General features: G+C 71.8%; 18 protein-coding genes. 2 read left to right on the forward strand and 16 right to left on the reverse strand.

Annotated features, from left to right (window positions below):
* Positions 1-4: 4 nt before the first annotated feature.
* From O7597_RS04195 to O7597_RS04215, 5 genes are all read right to left on the reverse strand, one after another.
* Positions 5-1,177 carry a zinc-dependent alcohol dehydrogenase gene (locus tag O7597_RS04195; RefSeq protein ID WP_281582064.1) on the reverse strand — a complete coding sequence of 391 codons (1,173 nt, stop codon included), beginning with the start codon at positions 1,175-1,177 and terminating at the stop codon, positions 5-7.
* Positions 1,174-1,809 (reverse strand): cyclase, encoded by a 636-nt coding sequence (locus tag O7597_RS04200; protein WP_281582065.1) that lies wholly within the window; start codon positions 1,807-1,809, stop codon positions 1,174-1,176. Before O7597_RS04200 ends, O7597_RS04195 begins: the two co-directional genes overlap by 4 nt.
* A gap of 196 nt (positions 1,810-2,005) precedes the next feature.
* Complete coding sequence (locus tag O7597_RS04205; protein ID WP_281582066.1) at positions 2,006-2,656, reverse strand: DUF3618 domain-containing protein; 651 nt, start codon at positions 2,654-2,656, stop codon at positions 2,006-2,008.
* Positions 2,653-3,108, reverse strand: a complete 456-nt coding sequence (locus O7597_RS04210; protein WP_281582067.1) for a phage holin family protein — start codon at positions 3,106-3,108, stop codon at positions 2,653-2,655. The genes O7597_RS04205 and O7597_RS04210 overlap by 4 nt, the downstream gene beginning before the upstream one ends.
* Before the next feature lie 31 nt (positions 3,109-3,139).
* Positions 3,140-3,898, reverse strand: a complete 759-nt coding sequence (locus O7597_RS04215) for a hypothetical protein (protein ID WP_281582068.1) — start codon at positions 3,896-3,898, stop codon at positions 3,140-3,142.
* A gap of 240 nt (positions 3,899-4,138) precedes the next feature.
* Between O7597_RS04215 and O7597_RS04220 the strand changes: the two genes are divergently transcribed.
* Entirely contained in the window at positions 4,139-4,618 is a 480-nt protein-coding gene (locus O7597_RS04220) for a DUF4383 domain-containing protein (protein WP_269737813.1), read from the forward strand.
* A 53-nt stretch (positions 4,619-4,671) separates the two neighbouring features.
* Here O7597_RS04220 and O7597_RS04225 read toward each other — a convergent pair whose 3' ends face one another.
* The 9 genes from O7597_RS04225 to O7597_RS04265 form a co-directional block, all read right to left on the reverse strand.
* Positions 4,672-5,109 carry a GNAT family N-acetyltransferase gene (locus O7597_RS04225; RefSeq protein WP_281582069.1) on the reverse strand — a complete coding sequence of 146 codons (438 nt, stop codon included), beginning with the start codon at positions 5,107-5,109 and terminating at the stop codon, positions 4,672-4,674.
* A gap of 70 nt (positions 5,110-5,179) precedes the next feature.
* A complete protein-coding gene (gene obgE / locus O7597_RS04230; RefSeq protein WP_281582070.1) occupies positions 5,180-6,631 on the reverse strand; it encodes a GTPase ObgE in 1,452 nt (483 codons plus the stop codon).
* A 90-nt stretch (positions 6,632-6,721) separates the two neighbouring features.
* The gene (gene rpmA, locus O7597_RS04235) at positions 6,722-6,976 is read right to left on the reverse strand and encodes a 50S ribosomal protein L27 (RefSeq protein ID WP_091197044.1); all 255 of its coding nucleotides are present in this window, start codon (positions 6,974-6,976) and stop codon (positions 6,722-6,724) included.
* An 11-nt stretch (positions 6,977-6,987) separates the two neighbouring features.
* Entirely contained in the window at positions 6,988-7,302 is a 315-nt protein-coding gene (gene rplU / locus O7597_RS04240) for a 50S ribosomal protein L21 (protein WP_093407572.1), read from the reverse strand.
* Between the two features lie 167 nt (positions 7,303-7,469).
* Positions 7,470-7,985 (reverse strand): hypothetical protein, encoded by a 516-nt coding sequence (locus O7597_RS04245; RefSeq protein ID WP_281582071.1) that lies wholly within the window; start codon positions 7,983-7,985, stop codon positions 7,470-7,472.
* 197 nt (positions 7,986-8,182) lie between these two features.
* A complete protein-coding gene (locus tag O7597_RS04250) occupies positions 8,183-11,239 on the reverse strand; it encodes an Rne/Rng family ribonuclease (RefSeq protein WP_281582072.1) in 3,057 nt (1,018 codons plus the stop codon).
* A gap of 130 nt (positions 11,240-11,369) precedes the next feature.
* Entirely contained in the window at positions 11,370-12,089 is a 720-nt protein-coding gene (locus tag O7597_RS04255; RefSeq protein ID WP_269738691.1) for a TIGR03936 family radical SAM-associated protein, read from the reverse strand.
* 97 nt (positions 12,090-12,186) lie between these two features.
* Entirely contained in the window at positions 12,187-14,172 is a 1,986-nt protein-coding gene (locus O7597_RS04260; protein ID WP_281582073.1) for a TIGR03960 family B12-binding radical SAM protein, read from the reverse strand.
* Between the two features lie 60 nt (positions 14,173-14,232).
* The gene (locus tag O7597_RS04265) at positions 14,233-14,904 is read right to left on the reverse strand and encodes a TMEM175 family protein (RefSeq protein WP_281582074.1); all 672 of its coding nucleotides are present in this window, start codon (positions 14,902-14,904) and stop codon (positions 14,233-14,235) included.
* 148 nt (positions 14,905-15,052) lie between these two features.
* On the opposite strand from O7597_RS04265, the gene O7597_RS04270 reads away from it, so the two are divergent.
* Positions 15,053-16,432, forward strand: coding sequence for a hypothetical protein (locus tag O7597_RS04270; RefSeq protein ID WP_281582075.1), 1,380 nt, complete (start codon positions 15,053-15,055; stop codon positions 16,430-16,432).
* Positions 16,433-16,483: 51 nt separating this feature from the next.
* Here O7597_RS04270 and O7597_RS04275 read toward each other — a convergent pair whose 3' ends face one another.
* Together O7597_RS04275 and ileS are read right to left on the reverse strand one after the other, a co-directional pair.
* On the reverse strand, positions 16,484-17,182 hold the full coding sequence (locus O7597_RS04275; RefSeq protein ID WP_269737824.1) for a lysophospholipid acyltransferase family protein: 699 nt from the start codon (positions 17,180-17,182) through the stop codon (positions 16,484-16,486).
* A gap of 140 nt (positions 17,183-17,322) precedes the next feature.
* Positions 17,323-20,478 carry an isoleucine--tRNA ligase gene (gene ileS, locus O7597_RS04280; RefSeq protein ID WP_281582076.1) on the reverse strand — a complete coding sequence of 1,052 codons (3,156 nt, stop codon included), beginning with the start codon at positions 20,476-20,478 and terminating at the stop codon, positions 17,323-17,325.
* Positions 20,479-20,931: the final 453 nt, after the last annotated feature.

Here is a 20,931-nt window from a genome sequence, read left to right on the forward strand (position 1 = left end):
CGGATCAGGCTGGATGCAGCACCGTACGCAGGCAGCCGTCCTCCTTCTTCTCGAACATCTCGTAGCCGCGTGCCCCCTGCGCCAGCGGGAGCGGATGGGTGGCCAGGTAACCGGGGTCGATCTCACCGGCGGCGAGTCGGTCGAGCAGCATCGGGATGTAGCGCTGGGCATGCATCTGCCCCATCCGCAGCACCAGGGCCTTGTTCATCGCCGCGCCCAGCGGAAACTTGTCCACCAGGCCGGCGTAGACGCCGACGATGCTGACCGTGCCACCCTTGCGGGCCGCCATGATGGCCTGCCGGACGGACGTCGGCCGGTCGGTCTGCAAGCGGGCGGTCTGCTTCGCCTTGTCGTACGCGTACACCGGGCCGACGTCGTGGGACTCCATGCCGACCGCGTCGATACAGGCGTCCGGTCCGCGACCGGAGGTCATCTCGCGCAGCGCCTCGAGCACGTCGGTGTCGGCGTAGTTGACCGTCTCCACGCCCAGCCGGTCGGCGGCCACCGCCAGCCGCTCCGGCAGCCGGTCGACCATGATGACCCGTTCCGCGCCGAGCAGCTGCGCCGCCCGGGCGGCCATCTGTCCCACTCCACCGGCACCCCACACCGCGACCACCTCACCGCCGGTCAGGCCGCAGAAGTCGGCCGCCATCCAACCGGTGGGCATGGCGTCGGAGGCGAAGACCACCGCGTCGTCCGGTACCCCGTCGGGCACCTTGAACGCCCCGACGTCGCCGAACGGCACCCGTACGTACTCCGCGTGGCTGCCGGAGTAGCCCCCGGCGGCGTGTGAGTACCCGAGGATGCCGGCCGGCGAGTGACCCCACAACTTCTCCGCGAAGACCGGCTGCGGGTTCGAGTTGTCGCACAGCGAGTACTGCTCGGTCCGGCAGTACCAGCAGCCACCGCAGGCCACCACCGAGCCGACCACCACCCGGTCGCCGACGGCCAACCGCCGTACCCCGGGCCCGATCTCGACCACCTCGCCGGTGAACTCGTGGCCCAGGATGTCACCCTCCCGCATCGCCGGGATGAACCCGTTGATCAGATGCAGGTCCGAACCGCAGACGCTGCTGGCCCGAACCCGGACGATGATGTCGCCGTCGGCGCGCACCCGTGGCTCCGCCACGTCGCGTACCTTGAGCTTGCCGATCCCCTCCCAGCACAGCGCCTTCACGCCCGTCCTCCCGTCGTCAGCCGCTGCCGAATCTCATCGGTGCTTCGTCGCTGTGCCCTACTGCGTCCGGACGGATCCCGCCGGGTGTCGATGAGCTGACCGCACTCGATCAGCGACTTGACCCGGCGCAGCGTGTCGCGCAGTCGTAGGTCCGGCTCGTCACCGGCGGCCAGCCCCAGGGCGCGGCGCAGTGGGCCGGAGCGGTATCTCAGCTCCGCGCGGATCTCCGTGCCCCGACCCTGTGGTGCGGGCACCAGTTCGACCGTGCCCTGCTGCTCCGGCCCGCCGGTGACCTGCCAGCGCAGCCGGCCGGGACCGGTGACGGTGATCTCGGCGCGCCACTCGGTGTCGCCGGTGTCGGGATCACGCGACACGCACCGCCAGCGGTTCCCGTCGATCTGCTCCAGGGCCGCCCACTCCGCCAGGGCCCGGTCGAGCCGCTGCCGCTCGGTCCAGAAACCGATCACCGCCGCTACCGGCCGGTCGACCGTCACCGCACGCCGGACCACGTACCAGCCATCCTCCCGATGGGGCCGGTGCCGACGCCGTCGGCGGGTCACCGCCCGGCCGACGCCGACTGCGGTCACGGTCGCGGCACCCACCAGAGCCAGCCTCGTCGCGTTGCCTCTCATCACGCCTCCTCCGCCCGGACGTCCGGCGCCCGGCCGCCATAGTGGCCGCTACCCGGCACGGAGACCGTGAAACGGGGCAAAAAGCAAGGGCTCCTCCGGTCGGATCGCCCGAGGAGGAGCCCTCACATCCATCGCCCGTCTCAGGGCCCACGCGCAGCACGGACCGCCGCCAACGGCGGCTGGGTTCGTCGACCGGTCAGGAACGCACCTGGTCCCGGGAGTGCTGCGCCTGGTCCTTCAGGTCGTGGGCCGCGGACCGGGTGTCGTCGGTCACCGCCTGCGCGGCGTCCTGTGCGGTGGCCTTGACCGACTCGGCGGCCTGCTGCGCCGGCTCGCGCAGCTCCTCCTTCATCTCGCTCGCCACCCGGCTGAGCTTGTCGGTCACCGCCGAGCCGCGCTCGCCGGCCTTGTTCCGGGCCTGGGCGGCCAGTTGCTGCTCCCGCTGGGTCGGCGGGATGAGCGAGGAGACGAGCATGCCGACGCCGAAGGCGATGAGGCCGGCGGCCAGCGGGTTCCCCTCGGACCTGCGCCTGACGGCCTGCGGGGCGCGGTGTGCCGCGTCGCCGACGGCCGAGGCGGCCGAGTGCGCCGCGTCGCCCACCGCGGAGGCCGTCGCGGCGGCCCGATCGCCGGCCGCGTGGGCGCCATGGCTGGTCTGATGGCCCAGGTCGGATGCGGTTCCCATTACCCTGTCCCTCACATTCCGCAGCGTGGTACGGACCCGCTGCTTACGATCGTCGACGATGCGGCCCGGGCTGACCTTGTACGCCAGGGCGTCCACATCGGAACTCAGGTTGTCGCGGGTGGCTTCGATCTCCCGGCGGATCTGCACGGGGTCGGTGCTCATCGGGTCACTCCCTCCGGGTGTGGCTTGAGCGCGTCGGGGATGCGCTGCACGCTGTCGTTGGTCTGCTTGAGCCCACGGATGCGCTCCGCGTTCCGTCGGCCCATCGTGTAGAGAAGCGCCGCGATCGCCGCCCAGATGACGGCCACGATCAACCCTGCCCAGCCGGCGTCCATCACATTGGACAGGCCGCCCCACAGGGCCAGGGACAGGAACAGGGCGACCATGTACGCGCCGAAGCCGGCACCGCCGAACAGGCCGGCGGCCTTGCCCGCCTTCTTCCCCTCCTGACGGATCTCGGCCTTTGCCAGCTCCACCTCCTGCCGCATGAGCGTCGACAGGTCGCTGGTGACCTGGCGCATCAGCTCCCCGATCGAGCTACCCCGGATCTCCTCCGCCGAGGGCGGATGATGGTCGCGGGCATCCGCTGCGGAACTCTGTGTCGGCGTCGTCATCGCGCCGCCTCCCTTCGGATGACTCGGGTCCTCACGGCCGGGTGGTCCCGCTCGACGGCACGCCCGGCAGTGGATCGGTCCGCTCCACCGGGGGCAGCGGTGTGCCCGTGCCGGAGTACCCCTCGTCGACCGGCTGGAGGTCGGTGGGCTGGGTGCGGGGGTCGCGGTTTCCTCCAGCGGGCACACCCGTCGAGCCGGCCGACGGCGGGGCCTGCGTCGGCAAGGCCACCGTCCGGTCGGGATCGCCGTACAGGTCTTCCGTGGCGGGGCTGGCGGGGCGGTCGTCGCCACTCGCGGAGAGGTTGCGGGTCAGCCGGCCGGCCACCGCGCCGAGCAGGGCCGCACCGACCAGGAAGGTGCCGGGGTTGCGGCGCGCGTAGTCGCGTACCTCGGTGAGCAGGTCGCCGGGCTCGCGCTGCTCCAGCCAACCGGCCACACCGTGCACCCGGTCGGAGGCCTGTCGGGCGAGCTCGCTCACCGGGCCGGCCTGGCCACCGTTGTCGGCCATCGAACGCATCTCGTCGGCCAGCGAGCGCAGCCCGCCGGCCGCGCGCCGCTGCTGCTCACCAGCCTGGCCGGCGAGTTGCGTCCGGGCCTCGCCGTACAGGTCCCGGGCCTGGCGGGCGGCCTCCCGGCCGACCTCCCGACCCTGTTCGCGGGCGGTCTCGGCGACCGCCGAACCCGCGTGCGCCGCCTCCGAGCCCATCTGGTGGGCCTGTTCGCGGACGCCGCCGCCGTTCGGCGAATCGGGCTCGTGGGTCCTGGGGGTCGATGACAGATCGTAGGTCATGATGTCCCTTCCGCTGCGGGATCGTCGCGGGTGTTGGGGGTGCGGCGGACGATGTCGCCGCTGCCGCTGATTGACCTACCCTGCGATCGGCCACCCATGCCCGATCGGGCATTTCCCTGCGGATCGCCCGGCGCGGGCAACAAGATGAAGGATCGGCGGGACCAACGTCACCTCACGGAGTGTCGCGTCGAGCTGCCAGACCGTTGCGGGGGCTCTCGCGGATCCACGGAGGTGACATCGATGGCGCGTCGGTCAGCGGGTGGCCGCGCCCCGCGTACCCGGGTACAGCTCGCCGCCCTGGTCGTGGCGGGAGTGTTCCTGCTGCTCGGGGTGCTCGGGTTCGTACCCGGTATCACCACCGACTACGGCGACATGACCTTCGCCGGGCACCACTCCGGTGCCCGGCTCCTCGGGCTCTTCCAGGTATCGGTCCTGCACAACCTGTTGCACCTCGGCTTCGCCGTGGCCGGGCTGCTACTGGCCCGCGGTGTGGCCGGTGCCCGCCTCTACCTTGTCGCGGGTGGCGCGCTCTATCTCGGGTTGTGGATCTACGGGCTGGCGGTCGGCGAGGACAGCGCGGCGAACGTCATCCCGCTCAACGACGCGGACAACTGGCTGCACCTGGGGCTCGGCCTCGGCATGCTGCTGCTCGGGCTGCTGCTGTCGGCACCGGCAGGCGGCAGCGGCGGCCGTCTCGACCGCCCGTTCGACCGTCCCTGACGCCGCACCGCCGAGGCCACCAGCAGCCTCGGACCCGGCCGGGGGCCTCGGTCTCAGGCCGGCACCGGCAGCCGCTTGGCGAAGCACTCCCGATACGGCCCGCCGTCACCGGGCGCACCGGCAGCGGAGATCGGCTCGTAACCGCAGGCCCGGAAGAGCGCCGCCGCCGGACGGTGCGGACCGGCCTCCACCCGCACCATCGAACATCCCCGCTGGTACGCCAACTCCTCCAGCGCGGCGACCAGTTGGCGGGCGATGCCGCGGCGTCGGTAGGCCGGACGCACGTACAACTGCTCCAGCTCGCCGGTGTCCTCGTCGCACACCCGCATCCCGCCGCACGCCACCGCGCGGCCGGCGATCACGACCGTCAACCAGCAGGTGTCCCCGCGCGTCCCGACGTCCCGCCCGGCGGCCTCACTCAGTTCGCGCTGCCGGGCCGTGGCGAGTGCGGCGACCTCCGGATCCGTCAGCGGGCGGGACTCGATAAGCATCACCCCACGCTAGGGCGACGACATTTCGCGAGGGTTTCCAGCAGTCGTCCCCATTTCGGAGCGCATCGAGCTATTCGGCGTCGTTCCCGTCGGCTGGGGCCGGCTCGACCTCGTCGGCGGGTCGCTGCCGGCGCGCCTTACGGGCCGCCAGCCGCTCCGCCGCGCTGGCCCGGGTGGGCTTCTCCTCCAGCCGGACGTCACGGCCCCGGGCACCCGGGACGAACTCGGCACCGGCGTAGAGGGTGGGTTGCCAGTCGAACTCCCGGTCGCCGATCCGAACCAGGTCACCGGGTTGGGCACCCGCCTTGGCCAACTGCTCCTCGACGCCGAGCCGGGCGAGCCGGTCGGCGAGGTAGCCGACCGCCTCGTCGTTGTCGAAGTTCGTCTGGCGCACCCAGCGCTGCGGACGGACACCGCGCACGGTGTACGAGCCGTCGTCCTCGGCCTCGATGGTGAAGCCGGCGTCGTCGACCGCCTTCGGCCGGATCACGATCCGCGTCGGTTCGGCCGGCGGTGCCGCCGCCCGCGACTGTTCGACCAGTTCCGCCATCGCGTACATGAGCTCCTTGAGCCCCTCGCGGGTGGCCGCGGAGACCTCGAAGACCCGCAGACCACGCGCTTCCAGATCGGGTCGGACGATCTCGGCGAGGTCGCGGCCGTCCGGCACGTCGACCTTGTTCAGCGCGACCAGCCGGGGCCGGTCGGCCAACCCGCCGTACTCGGCCAGCTCCGCCTCGATGGTGTCGATGTCGGCCAGCGGGTCCCGCCCCGGCTCCAGGGTGGCGGTGTCGATGACGTGCACCAGCACCGCACAGCGCTCGACATGCCGGAGGAACTCCAGCCCCAACCCCTTGCCGGTGGCCGCGCCCGGGATCAGCCCGGGCACGTCGGCGACGGTGAACGTGTGGTTGTCGAGCCGGACGACGCCGAGGTTCGGCACCAGCGTGGTGAACGGGTAGTCGGCGATCTTGGGTTTGGCGGCGGAGATGACCGAGATGAGCGACGACTTCCCGGCCGACGGGAAACCCACCAGCCCGACGTCGGCGACGCTCTTCAGCTCCAGCACCACGTCAAGTTGCTCGCCCGGCTCACCCAACTCGGCGAAGCCGGGCGCCTTACGGCGCGCGTTGGCCAGCGAGGCGTTGCCCCGGCCACCGCGACCGCCCCGGGCCACCTCGAAGGTGGTGCCGGCGCCGACCATGTCGGCCAGCACGGTGCCGTCGCTGGTCTGCACGACCGTGCCGTCGGGCACCTTGAGCACCAGGTCGGCACCGTTACCGCCGTCCCGGTTCGAGCCCGCGCCGCCCCGGCCGTTCTCCGCCTTGACGTGCGGTCGGAAATGGAAGTCGAGCAGCGTGTGCACCTGCGGGTCGACCACCAGGGAGACGCTGCCGCCGTGCCCGCCGTTGCCTCCGTCCGGGCCGCCGAACGGCTTGAACTTCTCCCGGTGGATCGAGACACAGCCGTGCCCGCCGTCGCCGGCCTGCAGATGCAGGACGACCCGGTCAACGAACGTCGTCACGACGTCATCCTTCCAGCGGGGCCCGGCCCCGCGCGAGAAAAGGCGAAGCGGGCCGGGACATCAGGTCCACGGCCCGCTTACGCCGGACAGCTACTGCTGCGGCACGATGCTCACGGTCTTGCGACCGCGCCGGGTGCCGAACTGGACCGCACCGGCGGCCAGCGCGAAGAGCGTGTCGTCTCCGCCGCGGCCGACCAGGTCACCGGGGTGGAACTTGGTGCCACGCTGACGGATGAGGATCTCACCCGCGCTGACGACCTGACCACCGAAGCGCTTCACGCCGAGTCGCTGAGCCGCGGAGTCACGACCGTTACGCGAGCTGGACGCACCCTTTTTGTGAGCCATTGGAGGACGACCTACTTCCCGCTGGAGATGCCGGTCACCTTGACCTGGGTCAACGGCTGGCGGTGACCCTGGCGCTTGTGGTAGCCGGTCTTGTTCTTGAACTTGTGGATCCGGATCTTCGGGCCCTTGGTGTGCGCGGCGATCTCGCCGGACACCTCGACCTGAGCGAGCTTCGCCGCGTCGGTCACCAGGTCGTCACCGTCGACGAGGAGCACCGCGGCGAGCTTCACCGCGTCACCGGGGGCACCGGTGAGCTTCTCGACCTCGATCACGTCGCCCTCGGCGACCTTGTACTGCTTGCCGCCGGTCTTGACGATCGCGTACATCGGAGGCGGACTCCCTGTCGTTGAGGCTGCTGACTGGCCGTCCCCACGGCGGCTCGCCGGGCAGCAGAAGCACGGCGGCGCGGGCACGCGGGAACTCGGCACACCAAAGTGCGCCGCAGGCTAGCGTACGCCATCCTCTGGCCGGGACCCAAACCGGGCCGGGCCGGTCAGCGGGCGCAGAGCTGGTCGAGGCGCTGCTGCAACCGGTCGAGCGAAGCGCCCTCGAGCGCCTCGATGTCCGTGCCGAGCCGGCCGACCTCGGTCGACAGCTCCGTCAGCAGGTTCTTGAGCTGCCGGTCGTCGGCCCGGGCCGCCTGCGCTCTGAGCGCCTTCTCCCAGTCCGACAGGGCCGCCTCGGCCCGCCGGCCGGCCGCCTGCGCGTCAGCGGTGTCACCCGCGCCGGTCGCCGTGACCATCGCGGCGAGGTTCTCCACGTACTTCTTGCCCGCCGCACCGCTCGCCTCTTGGGCGGCGGCGCAGACCTGCGGGGCGTTCCCGCCCGCCGCCCCCGGAGCGGGCGTCGCCACCGGCTGCTCCGGGGTGGGCGTCGCCGGGCCGGCGGTGACCTCGACGCGCGTCGAGGTCGGGGCGGGCGGTTCGGCCGGGTCGCCGCGCTCGGCCGAGCAGGCGGTGCCGACGAGCAGCGCGGCGGCGGCCACGGTGACGGCGAGCGGTCGGCGCATCGACTCCTCCTTCGGCGGCCGGGTCGACTCGACCCGCCAAGTGCCGGGGCACCCGACGGGGCCGGCCAGGCCCGGACCGGCCGGGCGGCCGCTCATCGACGATACGGGACGCCCCGCCCGGCGGACATCACCACCGGGCGGGGCTCGTCGAGCGTCGGGCGCCCGTCACCGGGCGAAGCTGCCCCTACCGGCCACCGTCAGGGCCGGGTACGGCGACGCGCACCGCCACGACGGGAACGACGCCGACCGGTACCGCCCTCGCCACCGTCGTCCTCGTCGGTCTCGCCGAGCGCGTCCGGGTCGTCCGGGGCGGCGAGCCGGGCCGACTCACCCTGCTGGCTGTCGGCGACGTCCGGCGCGGCCGGAGTGTCCGTCTCGTACCGCGACAGGTCGTATCCCATGGTGTCGTGGTAGTCGGCGTCAGCGGTGCTCGTGGTCTCCGTCTCGGTGACCTCCACCACGGTCCGCTCCGCCGCGGCGGCACCCTTACGCGCTCGGCGCCGGGACGAACCAGTCGTCTGCTCGGCCGCCGGGGCACCCGCCGAGGCGACCGCCTTGACCTTGTCCCCACCGCCGGAGCGCGTCTTCTCCGGCACCGGTTCGGTGTGGATCACCAGGCCCCGACCCTTGCAGCATTCGCAGGTCTCGCTGAACGCCTCCAGCAGCCCGGCACCGATCCGCTTGCGGGTCATCTGTACCAGACCGAGCGACGTGATCTCGGTGACCTGGTGCTTGGTACGGTCGCGGCCCAGGCACTCGGTCAGCCGACGCAGCACGAGTTCCCGGTTCGACTCCAGCACCATGTCGATGAAGTCGATCACCACGATTCCGCCGATGTCCCGCAGCCGCAGCTGCCGGACGATCTCCTCGGCCGCCTCCAGGTTGTTGCGGGTGACCGTCTCCTCCAGGTTGCCCCCGGCACCGGTGTACTTGCCGGTGTTCACGTCGACCACCGTCATCGCCTCGGTCCGGTCGATCACCAGATGGCCGCCGGAGGGCAGGAAGACCTTGCGGTCGAGGCCCTTGAGGATCTGCTCGTCGATGCGGTACTCGGCGAACACGTCCGTGGTGCCGACGTGCCGCCGCAACCGCGCGACCAGGTCAGGCGACACGTGCGACAGGTACGACTCGACCATGTCGTACGCCTCGTCGCCCTCCATGACCAGCTCGCGGAAGTCCTCGTTGAACAGGTCGCGGACCACCCGGATCACGAGATCGGGCTCCTGGTAGAGAAGCACCGGCGCACCGCCCTCGGCGGCCTTCGCCTGGATGTCCTCCCACTGCGCCTGGAGGCGCTTGACGTCCCGGGCCAGCTCGTCCTCGCTGGCGCCCTCGGCCGCGGTCCGGACGATCACTCCGGCGCCGTCGGGCACGAGCTTCTTCAGCACATCACGCAGTCGCTTACGTTCGGTGTCCGGCAGCTTGCGGCTGATCCCGGAGGCGTTGCCACCGGGCACGTAGACCAGGTGCCGGCCGGAGAGCGCGACGTGGCTGGTCAACCGGGCCCCCTTGTGCCCGATCGGATCCTTGGTGACCTGCACCAGCACCGAGTCACCGGACCTGAGGGCCTGCTCGATCGAGCGGGCCCTGCCCTCCAGGCCGGTGGTGTCCCAGTTGACCTCGCCGGCGTACAGGACCGCGTTGCGTCCTCGGCCGATGTCGACGAACGCCGCCTCCATGCTCGGCAGCACGTTCTGCACCTTGCCGAGGTAGACGTTGCCGGCCATGGTCCCGGCGGAACTGCGGGTGACGTAGTGCTCGACCAGGACGCCGTCCTCGAGCACGGCGATCTGGGTCCGGTCGCCGCGCTGGCGCACCGCCATGACCCGGTCGACCGCCTCACGGCGGGCCAGGAACTCCGACTCGCTGAGGATCGGCGGGCGGGTCCGGCGCTGCTCGCGGCCGTCCCGGCGGCGCTGCCGCTTGGCCTCCAGCCGGGTCGAGCCGGAGACACCCTGCACCTCGTCGACCGTTCGGCGCGGCTCCCTGATCTTGACCACGGTGGGCACACCGTCGTCGTCGGTGCCGTCGGTGTCGCCGGCCCCCCGCCGACGCCGCCGTCGACGTCGGCGGGTCATCCCGTCGCCCTCGACCTCGTCGCCCTCCTCGGACTCGGACTCGGACTCGGACTCGTCCGTCTCGGCCTGGACGGTCTCCTCGGCCGCGCCCTCCTCGGCGTCCTCGCCGTCCTCGGCGCCACCCTTGCCCCGGCCCCGGCCCCGGCGACCGCGTCGGCGGCGACGCCGGCCGCTCGCGGTCTCCTCGTCGTCCTCCTCCTCGGCGACCTCCTCGGCCGCGGCGGAGGGTTCCTCCTCGGGCTCGGTCACCACCGTCGGCTCGGCCTCCCGCCGGCCCCGGCGACGCCGCCGCGACGGCTCGGCCGGTTCCTCGGCGGCTTCCTCCTCGGCGGTCTGGGCGGCGGCAGCGCGGGCGGCGATCACCTCTTCCGGTGCCATGAACAGCACCGTCGGCGCGGTGAGGGCAGCCTTGCGACGGCGGGACCGGCCCTCGGGCTCGGCCGGCGCCGTCGTCTGGGCAGCGGCGTCAGGTTCGACAGCAGCCACCGGTTCGGTGGTCTCGGCCGGCTGTGCCGGCTCGGCGGCACCCTCGGTGGGCAACGCGGCGGAGCCGAAGTCGGTGCCGGCCGCCGGCGCGAGATCGGCGTCGGTGGGCGGCGGTGTCGGCTCGGCCTGGGCGGGCGGCTCGGTCACGGCCTCGGCGGGCGCGGTCGTGGACTTCCGGCGCCGGGTACGGGTCACCTTGACCGGCGGCACCACGTCACTGTCGGCGGCCTCCGCCTCGGCCGCGGCCAACGGCTCCTCCACGGCCTTCTGCCCGGTGGTCGCCTTGCGTCGGCGGCGCGGCGTCTTCGCGGCCGGGTCGAGGTCACCGGAGACCGGGGCGAAGACCTCGGCCTGGGGTGCTTCGCCGCTGCCTACGGTCGCCGCACCGGACGCGTCGACCGGTGCGTCGGTCTGCTCGGGCCGGCTGACCGAGGTGGCCCGGCGGCGGGTCGTCCGGCGGCGGGGGGCCGGCTCGGCGTTCGGCGCGCCAGCCAGGTCGGCGACGCCACCCAGGTCGGCGGTGCCGCTCAGGGCACCGGGGACCTCCTCCGGCGGGTCGGCGACCGGTTCGGGTTCGGCCGCGTCCTGCGGCGGGATCGCGCCGGTCACCTCCGCCGTGCTGTTCTCGGCGGTCTCGTCGGCCGGGTTGATGCCGGCCCGTTCGCTGCCCTCGGGCTCGTTCTCGAGCATGGACGTTCTCCAGTTCTGGCTTCCCCGGGCGCGGGTGAGCGCTGCCACGCAGGGTTGCCGCAAAAGGTGTTTCCCCGGGCGCACGGGGTGCGCGCCGGCGAAGTCTGCCTGCCTGGACGCCGACCGTCGGTCAGCGCCCGCCGATGGTTGCCCCGTCGCGGTCCGCGTCCAGCGGGTCCACGATCGCGCCCTGCGCGGTCAGCGTGCCCTGAGCCAGCCGGATCACCTTCGGGGCCACCGGCGGCTCCAGGCCGGCCACCACGCGGAAGCCGGAAAGGACGTCATCGGGCCGCACGGACGGGGTGACCTGCCGCACGACCAGTTCGAGTATCGCACACGGTACGACCGGGTCCCCGGAAGGCGTCGCCGAAGCGGCGATCACATCGATGTCGACGACTGCGGCCCGGGCGTCGAAGGTGCGCCGTCCCTGCTTGGTCATCCGCTCGACCAGCACCTCGTCGGCGGCGGTGAAGACGGCCACAGCCTTGGCCAGCACGTCGGGATCCACCTGCGGTAGCTCGATCCGCCAGCGGGACGCCTCGATCCGGTCGGGCAGGCTGGCACCGCTGGCCACCACGGCGTCGAGCACGTCGAGGCCGGGCGAGAGCGCCGCGTCCAGCGCCATCCGCAGCTGCTCCGGATCGACCGGCTCCCGCAGGCCGATCTCCAGGTACTCCGCCTCGCTGGCCACCCCGGTCGGTGCCGCGCTGGCGTACGAGATCTTCGGGTGCGGAGTGAAACCCTGGGAGAAGGCGACCGGTACGCCGGCCCGGCGCAGCGCCCGCTCGAAGGCGCGGGCGAAGTCCCGGTGCGAGGTGAACCGCAGCGGGCCACGCTTGGCGTACCGGATCCGGACGCGCTGGACGACCGGTGCCTGGCCGCCCTCGGGCTGTGGTTTCCTACTGATCGTCGTGCTCCTCGGTGTCGGGCCCCACCCGTGCGCCGGACTACTGCTGGGCGCCGGCGGACAGCTTCAAGCCGTTGACCGGGGTCAACGGGAGCAGCTTCCGGCCGGTCGGGCCGATCTGGATCTCGGTGTCCATCGCCGGGCAGACGCCGCAGTCGAAGCAGGGCGTCCACCGGCAGTCGTCCTGCTCGTACTCGCCGAGCGCGTCCTGCCAGTCCTGCCAGAGCCAGTCCTTGTCCAGGCCCGAGTCCAGGTGGTCCCAGGGCAGGACCTCCAGCTCGTCGCGCTCCCGGGTGGTGTACCAGTCGAGGTCCACCCCGAAACCGGGCAGTACCTCAGCCGCCGCGTCCACCCAGCGCTGGTACGAGAAGTGTTCGCTCCAGCCGTCGAACCGCCCGCCGTTCTCCCAGACCCGGCGGATCACCGCGCCGACCCGACGGTCACCCCGGGACAGCAGGCCCTCGATCAGCGAGGGCTCACCGTCGTGGTAGCGGTACCCGATGGCGCGCCCGAGCGAGCGGTCGGCGTTGATGGCCTGCTTGAGCAGCCGGAGCCGGTGATCGATGACCTCGGGTCGCTGCATGGCCGCCCACTGGAACGGGGTGTGCGGCTTGGGCACGAACCCGCCGATGGAGACGGTGCACCGGATGTCCTTGGAGCCGGTCGCGGCGCGCCCGGCCCGGATCACCTCGTGCGCCATGTCGGCGATCTCCAGGACGTCGGCGTCCGTCTCGGTGGGCAGACCGCACATGAAGTAGAGCTTCACCTGACGCCAGCCGTTGGTGTACGCGGTGACCACCGTACGGATCAGGTCGTCCTTGGACACCATCTTGTTGATGACCTTGCGGATCCGCTCCGACCCGCCCTCCGGGGCGAAGGTCAGGCCGGTCCGCCGGCCGTTGCGGGACAACTGCTGGGCCAGCTCGATGTTGAAGGCGTCCACCCGGGTCGACGGCAACGAGAGCGAGACGTTGGTGCCCTGGTACTGCTCGGCCAGGCCGGAGCACATGTCGCCGATCTCGGAGTGGTCGGCCGACGACAGCGACAACAGCCCCACCTCGTGAAAGCCGGAGAACTCCAGCCCCTGCTGCACCATCTGCCCGACCGTGGTGATCGAACGCTCCCGCACCGGACGGGTGATCATGCCGGCCTGGCAGAACCGGCAACCCCGGGTGCAGCCCCGGAAGATCTCCACCGCGTACCGCTCGTGCACCGTCTCGGCCAGCGGCACGAGCGGCTTCTTCGGGTACGGCCAGGCGTCCAGGTCCATCGTGGTGCGCTTGTGCACCCGGAACGGCACGTCCGCCCGGTTCGGCACGACCCGCTGGATCCGGCCGTCCGGCAGGTAGTCCACGTCGTAGAAGCGCGGCACGTAGACGCTCTCGGTACGGGCCAGCCGCAGCAGCAGCTCGTCCCGGCCGCCCGGGCAGCCCTCGGCCTTCCACTCCCGGACGATGCCGGTGATCTCCAGGACCGCCTCCTCGCCGTCGCCGAGCACGGCGGCGTCGACGAAGTCGGCAATGGGCTCGGGGTTGAACGCGGCGTGCCCACCGGCCACGATCACCGGGTCGGCGTCGGTGCGGTCGGCGGCGAGCAACGGGATGCCGGCCAGGTCGATCGCGGCGAGCAGGTTGGTGTAGCCCAGCTCGGTGGCGAACGAGACGCCGAACAGGTCGAAGTCGCGGACCGGACGGTGGGCGTCGACGGTGAACTGCGGCACGCCGTGGGCGCGCATCAGCTTCTCCAGGTCCGGCCAGACCGCGTAGGTGCGCTCGGCGAGGGTGTCCGGCAGCTCGTTGAGCACCTCGTAGAGGATCTGCACACCCTGGTTGGGCAGCCCCACCTCGTACGCGTCCGGGTACATCAGCGCCCACCGCACGGTCGCCGCGTCCCACTCCTTGACCACCGCGCCCAGCTCACCGCCGACGTACTGGATGGGCTTGGTCACCTGGGGCAGCAGCGGCTCCAGGCGGGGCCACACGGAGTTGGCCGCCACGGGACGCGAAGTGGTGGACGGGACGCTCATGATGCCCAAGGGTACGCGGTGTCTCCCCGGCGTCCGCGCCGACAGGGCTGGTGCGACCGGTCAGGCCGGCGTTCGCCGCCGCGACCGCCGGAATCGCAGGCCCCCGCTGGTCAGCGAATGAAAGACGATCATGACGCCGATGCCGAGGAGCCCGAGAACCGGGCTGACGAACCAGCCCAGCGCCCCGGTGATGAGGTAGAGCGCCATGCCGACCACCGGACGGATCCGCTGGGCGGACACATAGTCCTCGTCGACCCCCTGGCCGAGCAGCGACGGATGACGACGCAGATAACCGAAGAAGGCCAGCCACGGTGCGGACATCGAGGCCGCCGCGAGCGCGTAGAGCAGCACGGCGACCCGCCGGTCACCATCGGTGCCCGCATGGGCGAAGGCGTCGGCCAGCACCATTGTCGGAAACGGAATGATCACGATGCCGAGCAGCAGCCACAGGTTGATCCAGTTGAGGCCGATCGTGGTCGCCCGGATCAGGCGCAGCACGCTGTGGTGGTTGAGCCAGATCACGCCGACGTACCCGAACGAGAGCAGGAAGGCCAGGTAGACCGAAGCCTGTTCGAGCAGTGCGGGCAGCAGCTCGCCCGGCTGGTGTTCGGGCACCTGCAGCTCGATCACCAGCAGGGTGATCACGATGGCGAAGACCCCGTCACTGAAGCCCGTCATCCGGCCGATACCGCTCACCGGTGACGTACCGGGCTTCGTCTCCGATTCGGACATAGGCCGAGACTAAGGGTGTCCATCCGACCACCATCGGTGAACGGTGCCTGTCGGCGAATCCGCTCGGATCAGCCGTCCCGTCATCCCGGGTCGGTCCCGGTGGCACACCGGTACTAACCTCGGACCGGCGCGAGAGGAGATTGCCGCGATGCCGGAGCCGCAGCCGGGAGCCGACCGGCCGGTCGACGGGAGCCGTCCGGATCAACACCGGGACGGGGAGCCGGCGGTCACCCACGCACTGCCCGACGACCCCGCAGCGGCCGACGGCCAGTCGGCCGGCTCGGCCGAGACCAAGCCGGCCGACACCGAGCCCGCCGACGTGACACCCACCGAGGCGGGCCCGCCCGCCGACGTGGCGGCACCCACCCGGGTCGGCCCACCCGCCGACGCCGACCAGGACGACGGGCAGCCCCTCGTACCGCCGGCACCGCCGGTCGGTCCGCAGGGCACCCGCGTGCTGCCCGAGTCCGCGCCGGAGACGGCGACCCCGCGCTGGAGCGGCTCGGCACCGGTACCGCCGGCGACACCGCGCCGACGGGGCTGGGGCGAGTCGGCCGAACCCACCCCACCGCCGGCGCCCCCGGTGCCGCAGCCGGAGCACCAGACGCCGGTCGATCCGTGGGCCGGCGTCGACACGAGCGGCTGGGATCTCCCCTCGACCGATTTTCCCGCCCTGCCGCCGACGCTGTCCTACCCGAGCCCACCGCCGACCCGGCCGTACTCCGGACCCCCGGCACCGGTCTCGCCGGTTCCGCCGCCCCTGCCAGCGCCACAGCACCAGCCCCCGCCGCAGCACCAGCCCCCGCCCAGGGTCGGGCCGCAGCAGCAGCCGACGCCGCCCGGCCCATACCCGCCCGTTCCGGCCGGCCCACCGGCGCCACCACCGCCGCGTGGTCGGCGGGGCAAGCGGAAGGCCGCACCTGTGGCGCCACCGCCCGGCTGGCGGCCGCCCGCGGGGTACGTCCCGGTCCCGGTCCGCAAGCGTCGCCGTTGGCCCTGGTTGCTGCTGCTGACCCTGGCCTGCTGCTGCGGCTGTCCGGCCTACTACGGGGTGCCGATGGCCAGCCAGTACCCGGCCAAGGCCGCGTTGCCCCAGCAGGTGGCCGACCTGCGGCTGCGCGAGGACCCACGCAGCACCCGCGACGCGCGGCAGTTGGAGACCCAGATGCGCCAGTCGCACTGGCTCGCCGAGGACACCTTCGCCGGGATCTACCACACCAGCAACGGCAAGCGGGTGACCGTCTTCGGCGGCACCGGCTTCCGGTTCACCCCGTCGGCGGACGCCGACGCCGAGATCGAGCGACTCAAAGACCAGTACGCACTCGGCGAGAAGCAGATCATGGAGACCGGTGTCCGGGGCCGCCACGAGCGTTGCGCCGTGGGCCGCACCGATGGTGTCGGTGCGGTGGTGTGCACCTCGGCCGACCACGGCAGCATCACCACGGGTGTCTTCACCGGGCTCTCCGTGGAGGACAGCTCCCGGCTGCTGGGCACCCTACGGGACCAGATCGTCACCACCGACGGTTGACCGAGGCCGCCGGCCACCCGCCCAGCCATGCGTCAACGGGCGGCACGCGGCTCAGCCGGCGTCGGTCTCTCCGCTGACCGGCGGATGGGCCCGCGGCGGCGCGTAGCGCGGCACGTACTCCTGGCCGGTGAGCTTCTGGATCTCACCCATCATCTCGTCGGTCAACTGTCGCAGCGACAGCCGGTCGTCCGAGCGGCCGGTGAAGTCGAGCGGCTTGCCGAACCTGATGGTGATCTTTCCGGTGAAGGGACGCGGCACCCGGGCACCGATCGGCTGCACCTTCTCGGTGCCGATCATGCCCACCGGGATGATCGGCACGCCGGCCGCGATGGCGAGCCGGACCGCCCCGGTACGTCCCCGGTACAGTCGCCCGTCCGGCGAACGGGTGCCCTCCGGGTACACCACCACCAGGTCACCGCCCTTGAGTGCCGGGATGGCTGCGTCGAACGCGGCCAGCGCGGCACGGCCGCCGGCCCGCTCCACCGGGATCGCGCCGAGACCGGTGAGGACGAACTTGGAGAAGCGGCCCTTGACGCCGGTGCCGGTGAAGTACTCGGACTTGGCCCAGAACGCCAGGTGCCGGGGCACCACCGTGCCGAGGAACAGCTCGTCGGCCACCGACAGGTGGTTGCCGGCGAAGATCGCGCCGCCCTGCTCCGGGATGTGCTCCAGCCCCTCCACCGTCGGACGGAACGCCAGCCGCATCGCGGGCCCCACGGTGAGCTTGCCGATGGTGTAGAGCAGCGGCACTGGTCCTCCGGCGGATCGAGTGAGGTAAGAGGCGGTGTCACCGTAGCGGACCGCCGCACGACGGCATGCGTGAGGTCGGGCCCGTCCGCTGGCTGGGTGCGGGGGCCCCTCCCGGCCGGAAGGGCCCCCTTTCGGGCAACTCAGACCCGACGGACCACCACGGTCACGGGCACGCCCTCGCCGACCTCACCGGCGAAGCCGTCGATCCCGTCGATCCCGTCGGCGAAGTCGACGCTGTCGGCCAACACCTCCCGGACCACGAAGTCGCGGTACCCGGCCACCGCCGCCCGGACCTCGTCGGAACCCGACGCCGACACCACGATCCGATCGGACACGTCGAGGTCGGCGTCCCGGCGCGCCTGCTGCACCATCCGGACGAAGTCCCGGGCCAGCCCCTCGGCGGCAAGTTCGGCGGTGACCGTGGTGTCCAGCACCACCACCCCCTCGCCGCCGGGCAGCGGTGCCGAGTGCTCGGCGTCGGCGGCGACCAGGCGCAGCTCGTACTCGCCCTCGTCCAGGGTGACGCCGGCGGCCACCGGGGCACCGTCGACCAGCTCCCACTCCCCCGCCTTGACCGCCTTGATCACCTGCTGCACCTGCTTGCCGACCCGGGGCCCGAGCGCCCGCGGCACCACCGTCAACACCTGCTGGCAGTACGCCGACACCTCGTCGGTGACGTCGACCTCCTTCACGTTGACCTCGTCGGCGATCAGGTCGGCGAACGGCCGCAGTTGCCCGGCCGCCGGACTGGCCACGGTCAGCTTCGCCAGCGGCAGCCGTACCCGCAGCCCCTTCGTCTTGCGCAGCGACAGCGTCGCGGAGGCCACCGCCCGCACCGCGTCCATCGCGGCGACCAGCTCGTGGTCGGCCGGGAACTCCTCGGCCACCGGCCAGTCGGTCAGGTGCACCGACCGCTCGCCGGTCAGCCCGCGCCAGATCTCCTCGGCGGTGAGCGGCGCCAGCGGCGCCACCACCCGGCAGAGTGTCTCCAGCACGGTCCACAGCGTGTCGAAGGCGTCTGCGTCGCCCGCCCAGAACCGGTCCCGGGAACGACGCACGTACCAGTTGGTCAGCGCGTCCAGGTAGGACCGGACGGTGGCGCAGGCCCCCGAGATGTCGTACGCGTCCATCTGCGCGCCGACCGTCGACACCAGCTCGTTCGTCTTCGCCAGCACGTACCGGTCGAGCAGGTGCGTCGAGTCGGTCCGCCGCCTCGCCCGGTACGAGTCGGCGTTGGCGTAGAGCGAGAAGAAGTACCAGACGTTCCACAACGGCAGCAGCACCTGCCGCACGGCGTCACGCACGCTCGACTCGGTGACCGGCATGTCCCCGCCCCGCAGCACCGGCGAGGACATCAGCATCCAGCGCATGGCGTCCGAGCCGTACGCGTCGAAGACGTGGTAGACGTCCGGGTAGTTGCGCAGGCTCTTGGACATCTTGCGCCCGTCGGAGCCGAGCAGGATGCCGTGGCTGATGCAGTTGCGGAACGCCGGCCGGTCGAACAGCGCGGTGGCCAGCACGTGCATGGTGTAGAACCAGCCGCGGGTCTGCCCGATGTACTCCACGATGAAGTCGCCCGGGTAGTGGTGCTCGAACCAGTCGGCGTTCTCGAACGGGTAGTGCACCTGGGCGAAGGGCATCGAGCCGGACTCGAACCAGCAGTCCAGCACCTCCGGCACCCGCCGCATCATCGAGCGCCCGGTCGGATCGTCCGGGTTGGGCCGGACCAGGTCGTCCACCGCCGGCCGGTGCAGGTCCGTCAGGCGTACGCCGAAGTCGCGCTCGATCTCGGCCAGCGACCCGTACACGTCGACCCGGGGATGGTTCGGGTCGTCGGACTTCCACACCGGGATCGGCGAGCCCCAGAACCGGTTGCGGCTGATCGACCAGTCCCGGGCGTTGGCCAGCCACTTGCCGAACGAGCCGTCCTTGATGTGCCCCGGCGTCCAGTTGATCTGCTGGTTCAGCTCGACCATCCGGTCCTTGAACGTGGTCACCGCCACGAACCAGGACGACACCGCCTTGTAGACCAGCGGCGTGTCGCAGCGCCAGCAGTGCGGGTACGAGTGGGTGTAGGTGTCCTGCTTGAGCACCACCCCCCGCTCCTTGAGCTGACGGATCACCGGCTTGTTGACGTCGAAGACCTGCTCGCCCTCGAAGGGCGGGACCAGCGCGGTGAACCGGGTGTGATCGTCCACCGTGACGATGGTCGGGATGCCGGCCGCGTTGCAGACGTTCTGGTCGTCCTCACCGAAGGCGGGGGCCAGGTGCACGATCCCGGTGCCGTCCTCGGTGGTCACGAAGTCCGCGCCGAGCACCTGGTACGCGTTGTCACCCGCGTGGGCGACCAGGAAGTCGAACAGCGGGGTGTAGCGGCGACCGACCAGGTCCGCGCCGCGCACCGTGCCGACCTGCTGGTACCCGTCGAGTTCCGTGGCGTACGCGCCGAGCCGAGCCGCGCCCACCAGGTGGTGGACGCCGTCGCGCTCCAGCACCGCGTACTCGATGTCCGGACCGACGGCGAGCGCCAGGTTCGACGGCAGGGTCCACGGCGTGGTTGTCCAGACACCCAGCCGCACCGGCCCCCGGAGCAGTTCCGGCGCCGAGTCGTCGGGGGTCAGCTCGAACCACACCGACAGCGTCGGGTCGTGCCGGTCGCGGTAGACGTCGTCCATCCGGGTCTCGGTGTTCGACAGTGGCGTCTCGCACCGCCAGCAGTACGCCAGCACCCGGAAACCCTCGTAGACCAGGCCCTTGTCGTGCAGGGTCTTGAAGGCCCACATGACGCTTTCCATGTAGTCCAGGTCGAGGGTCTTGTAGTCGTTGGTGAAGTCGACCCAGCGGGCCTGGCGGGTGACGTAGCGCTCCCAGTCCTGGGTGAACTCCAGCACCGAGCTGCGGCACGCGTCGTTGAAGCGGGCCACGCCGAGGTCGAGGATCTCCGCCTTGCTGGTGATGCCGAGCTGCTTCTCGGCGACCACCTCGGCGGGCAGGCCGTGGCAGTCCCAGCCGAAGCGCCGCTCCACCCGCCGGCCACGCATCGTCTGGTAACGCGGCACCACGTCCTTGACGTAGCCGGTGAACAGGTGGCCGTAGTGGGGCAGGCCGTTGGCGAACGGCGGGCCGTCGTAGAAGACGTACTCGTTCTTCCCGTCGTCGCCGGCCGGGCGGGCGTCCACGGACGCCTCGAAGGTCTTGTCGGCCGTCCAGTGCTCCAGGACCCGGCGCTCGACCGCGGGCAGGTCCGGGCTCGCCGGTACGCCGCCGGCGGTCGGGTCGTGCAACGGATAGGCCATCGCCGGTCGCTCTCCTCGCTGACGCTCACTGTCGTGGGTCTGCGAGGACGAGCCCTGCCGGTACGCCGTCACCGGCGCGCCGGGCCAAGCCCGCGGTACCACCCCGCTTGACGGTCAGGATCGACCGCCCGCTCGTTAGGCCGGCGATAACGGGCCGCCCCGTCCGGTTCTACTGAGCCGGTCACCCGGCCGTTCTTCCGGAAGCTCCCCGGTGATAGCCGGATCATCGCCCTATCCACCCATGATACCCACCCCACCCCGTGCCCTCCTCCCCAATAACCCCCACCCCAGCTCGCGCCGATCATGAAGTTGTTGTCGGCCAGCCGCGGCGTGTCGCGACAACAACTTCATGATCGCCGCTGCGGTCAGGTCGGAGACGGGTGCGGGCGGCGGGCGCATGAGCGGGGTCACACGGGCCGGTGGTCACGCGGGAGGGTCGGCGATCCGTCGAGG

The sequence above is a fragment of the Verrucosispora sp. WMMC514 genome, from assembly GCF_027497295.1.
In the GTDB taxonomy this organism is placed as follows: domain Bacteria; phylum Actinomycetota; class Actinomycetes; order Mycobacteriales; family Micromonosporaceae; genus Micromonospora; species Micromonospora palythoicola.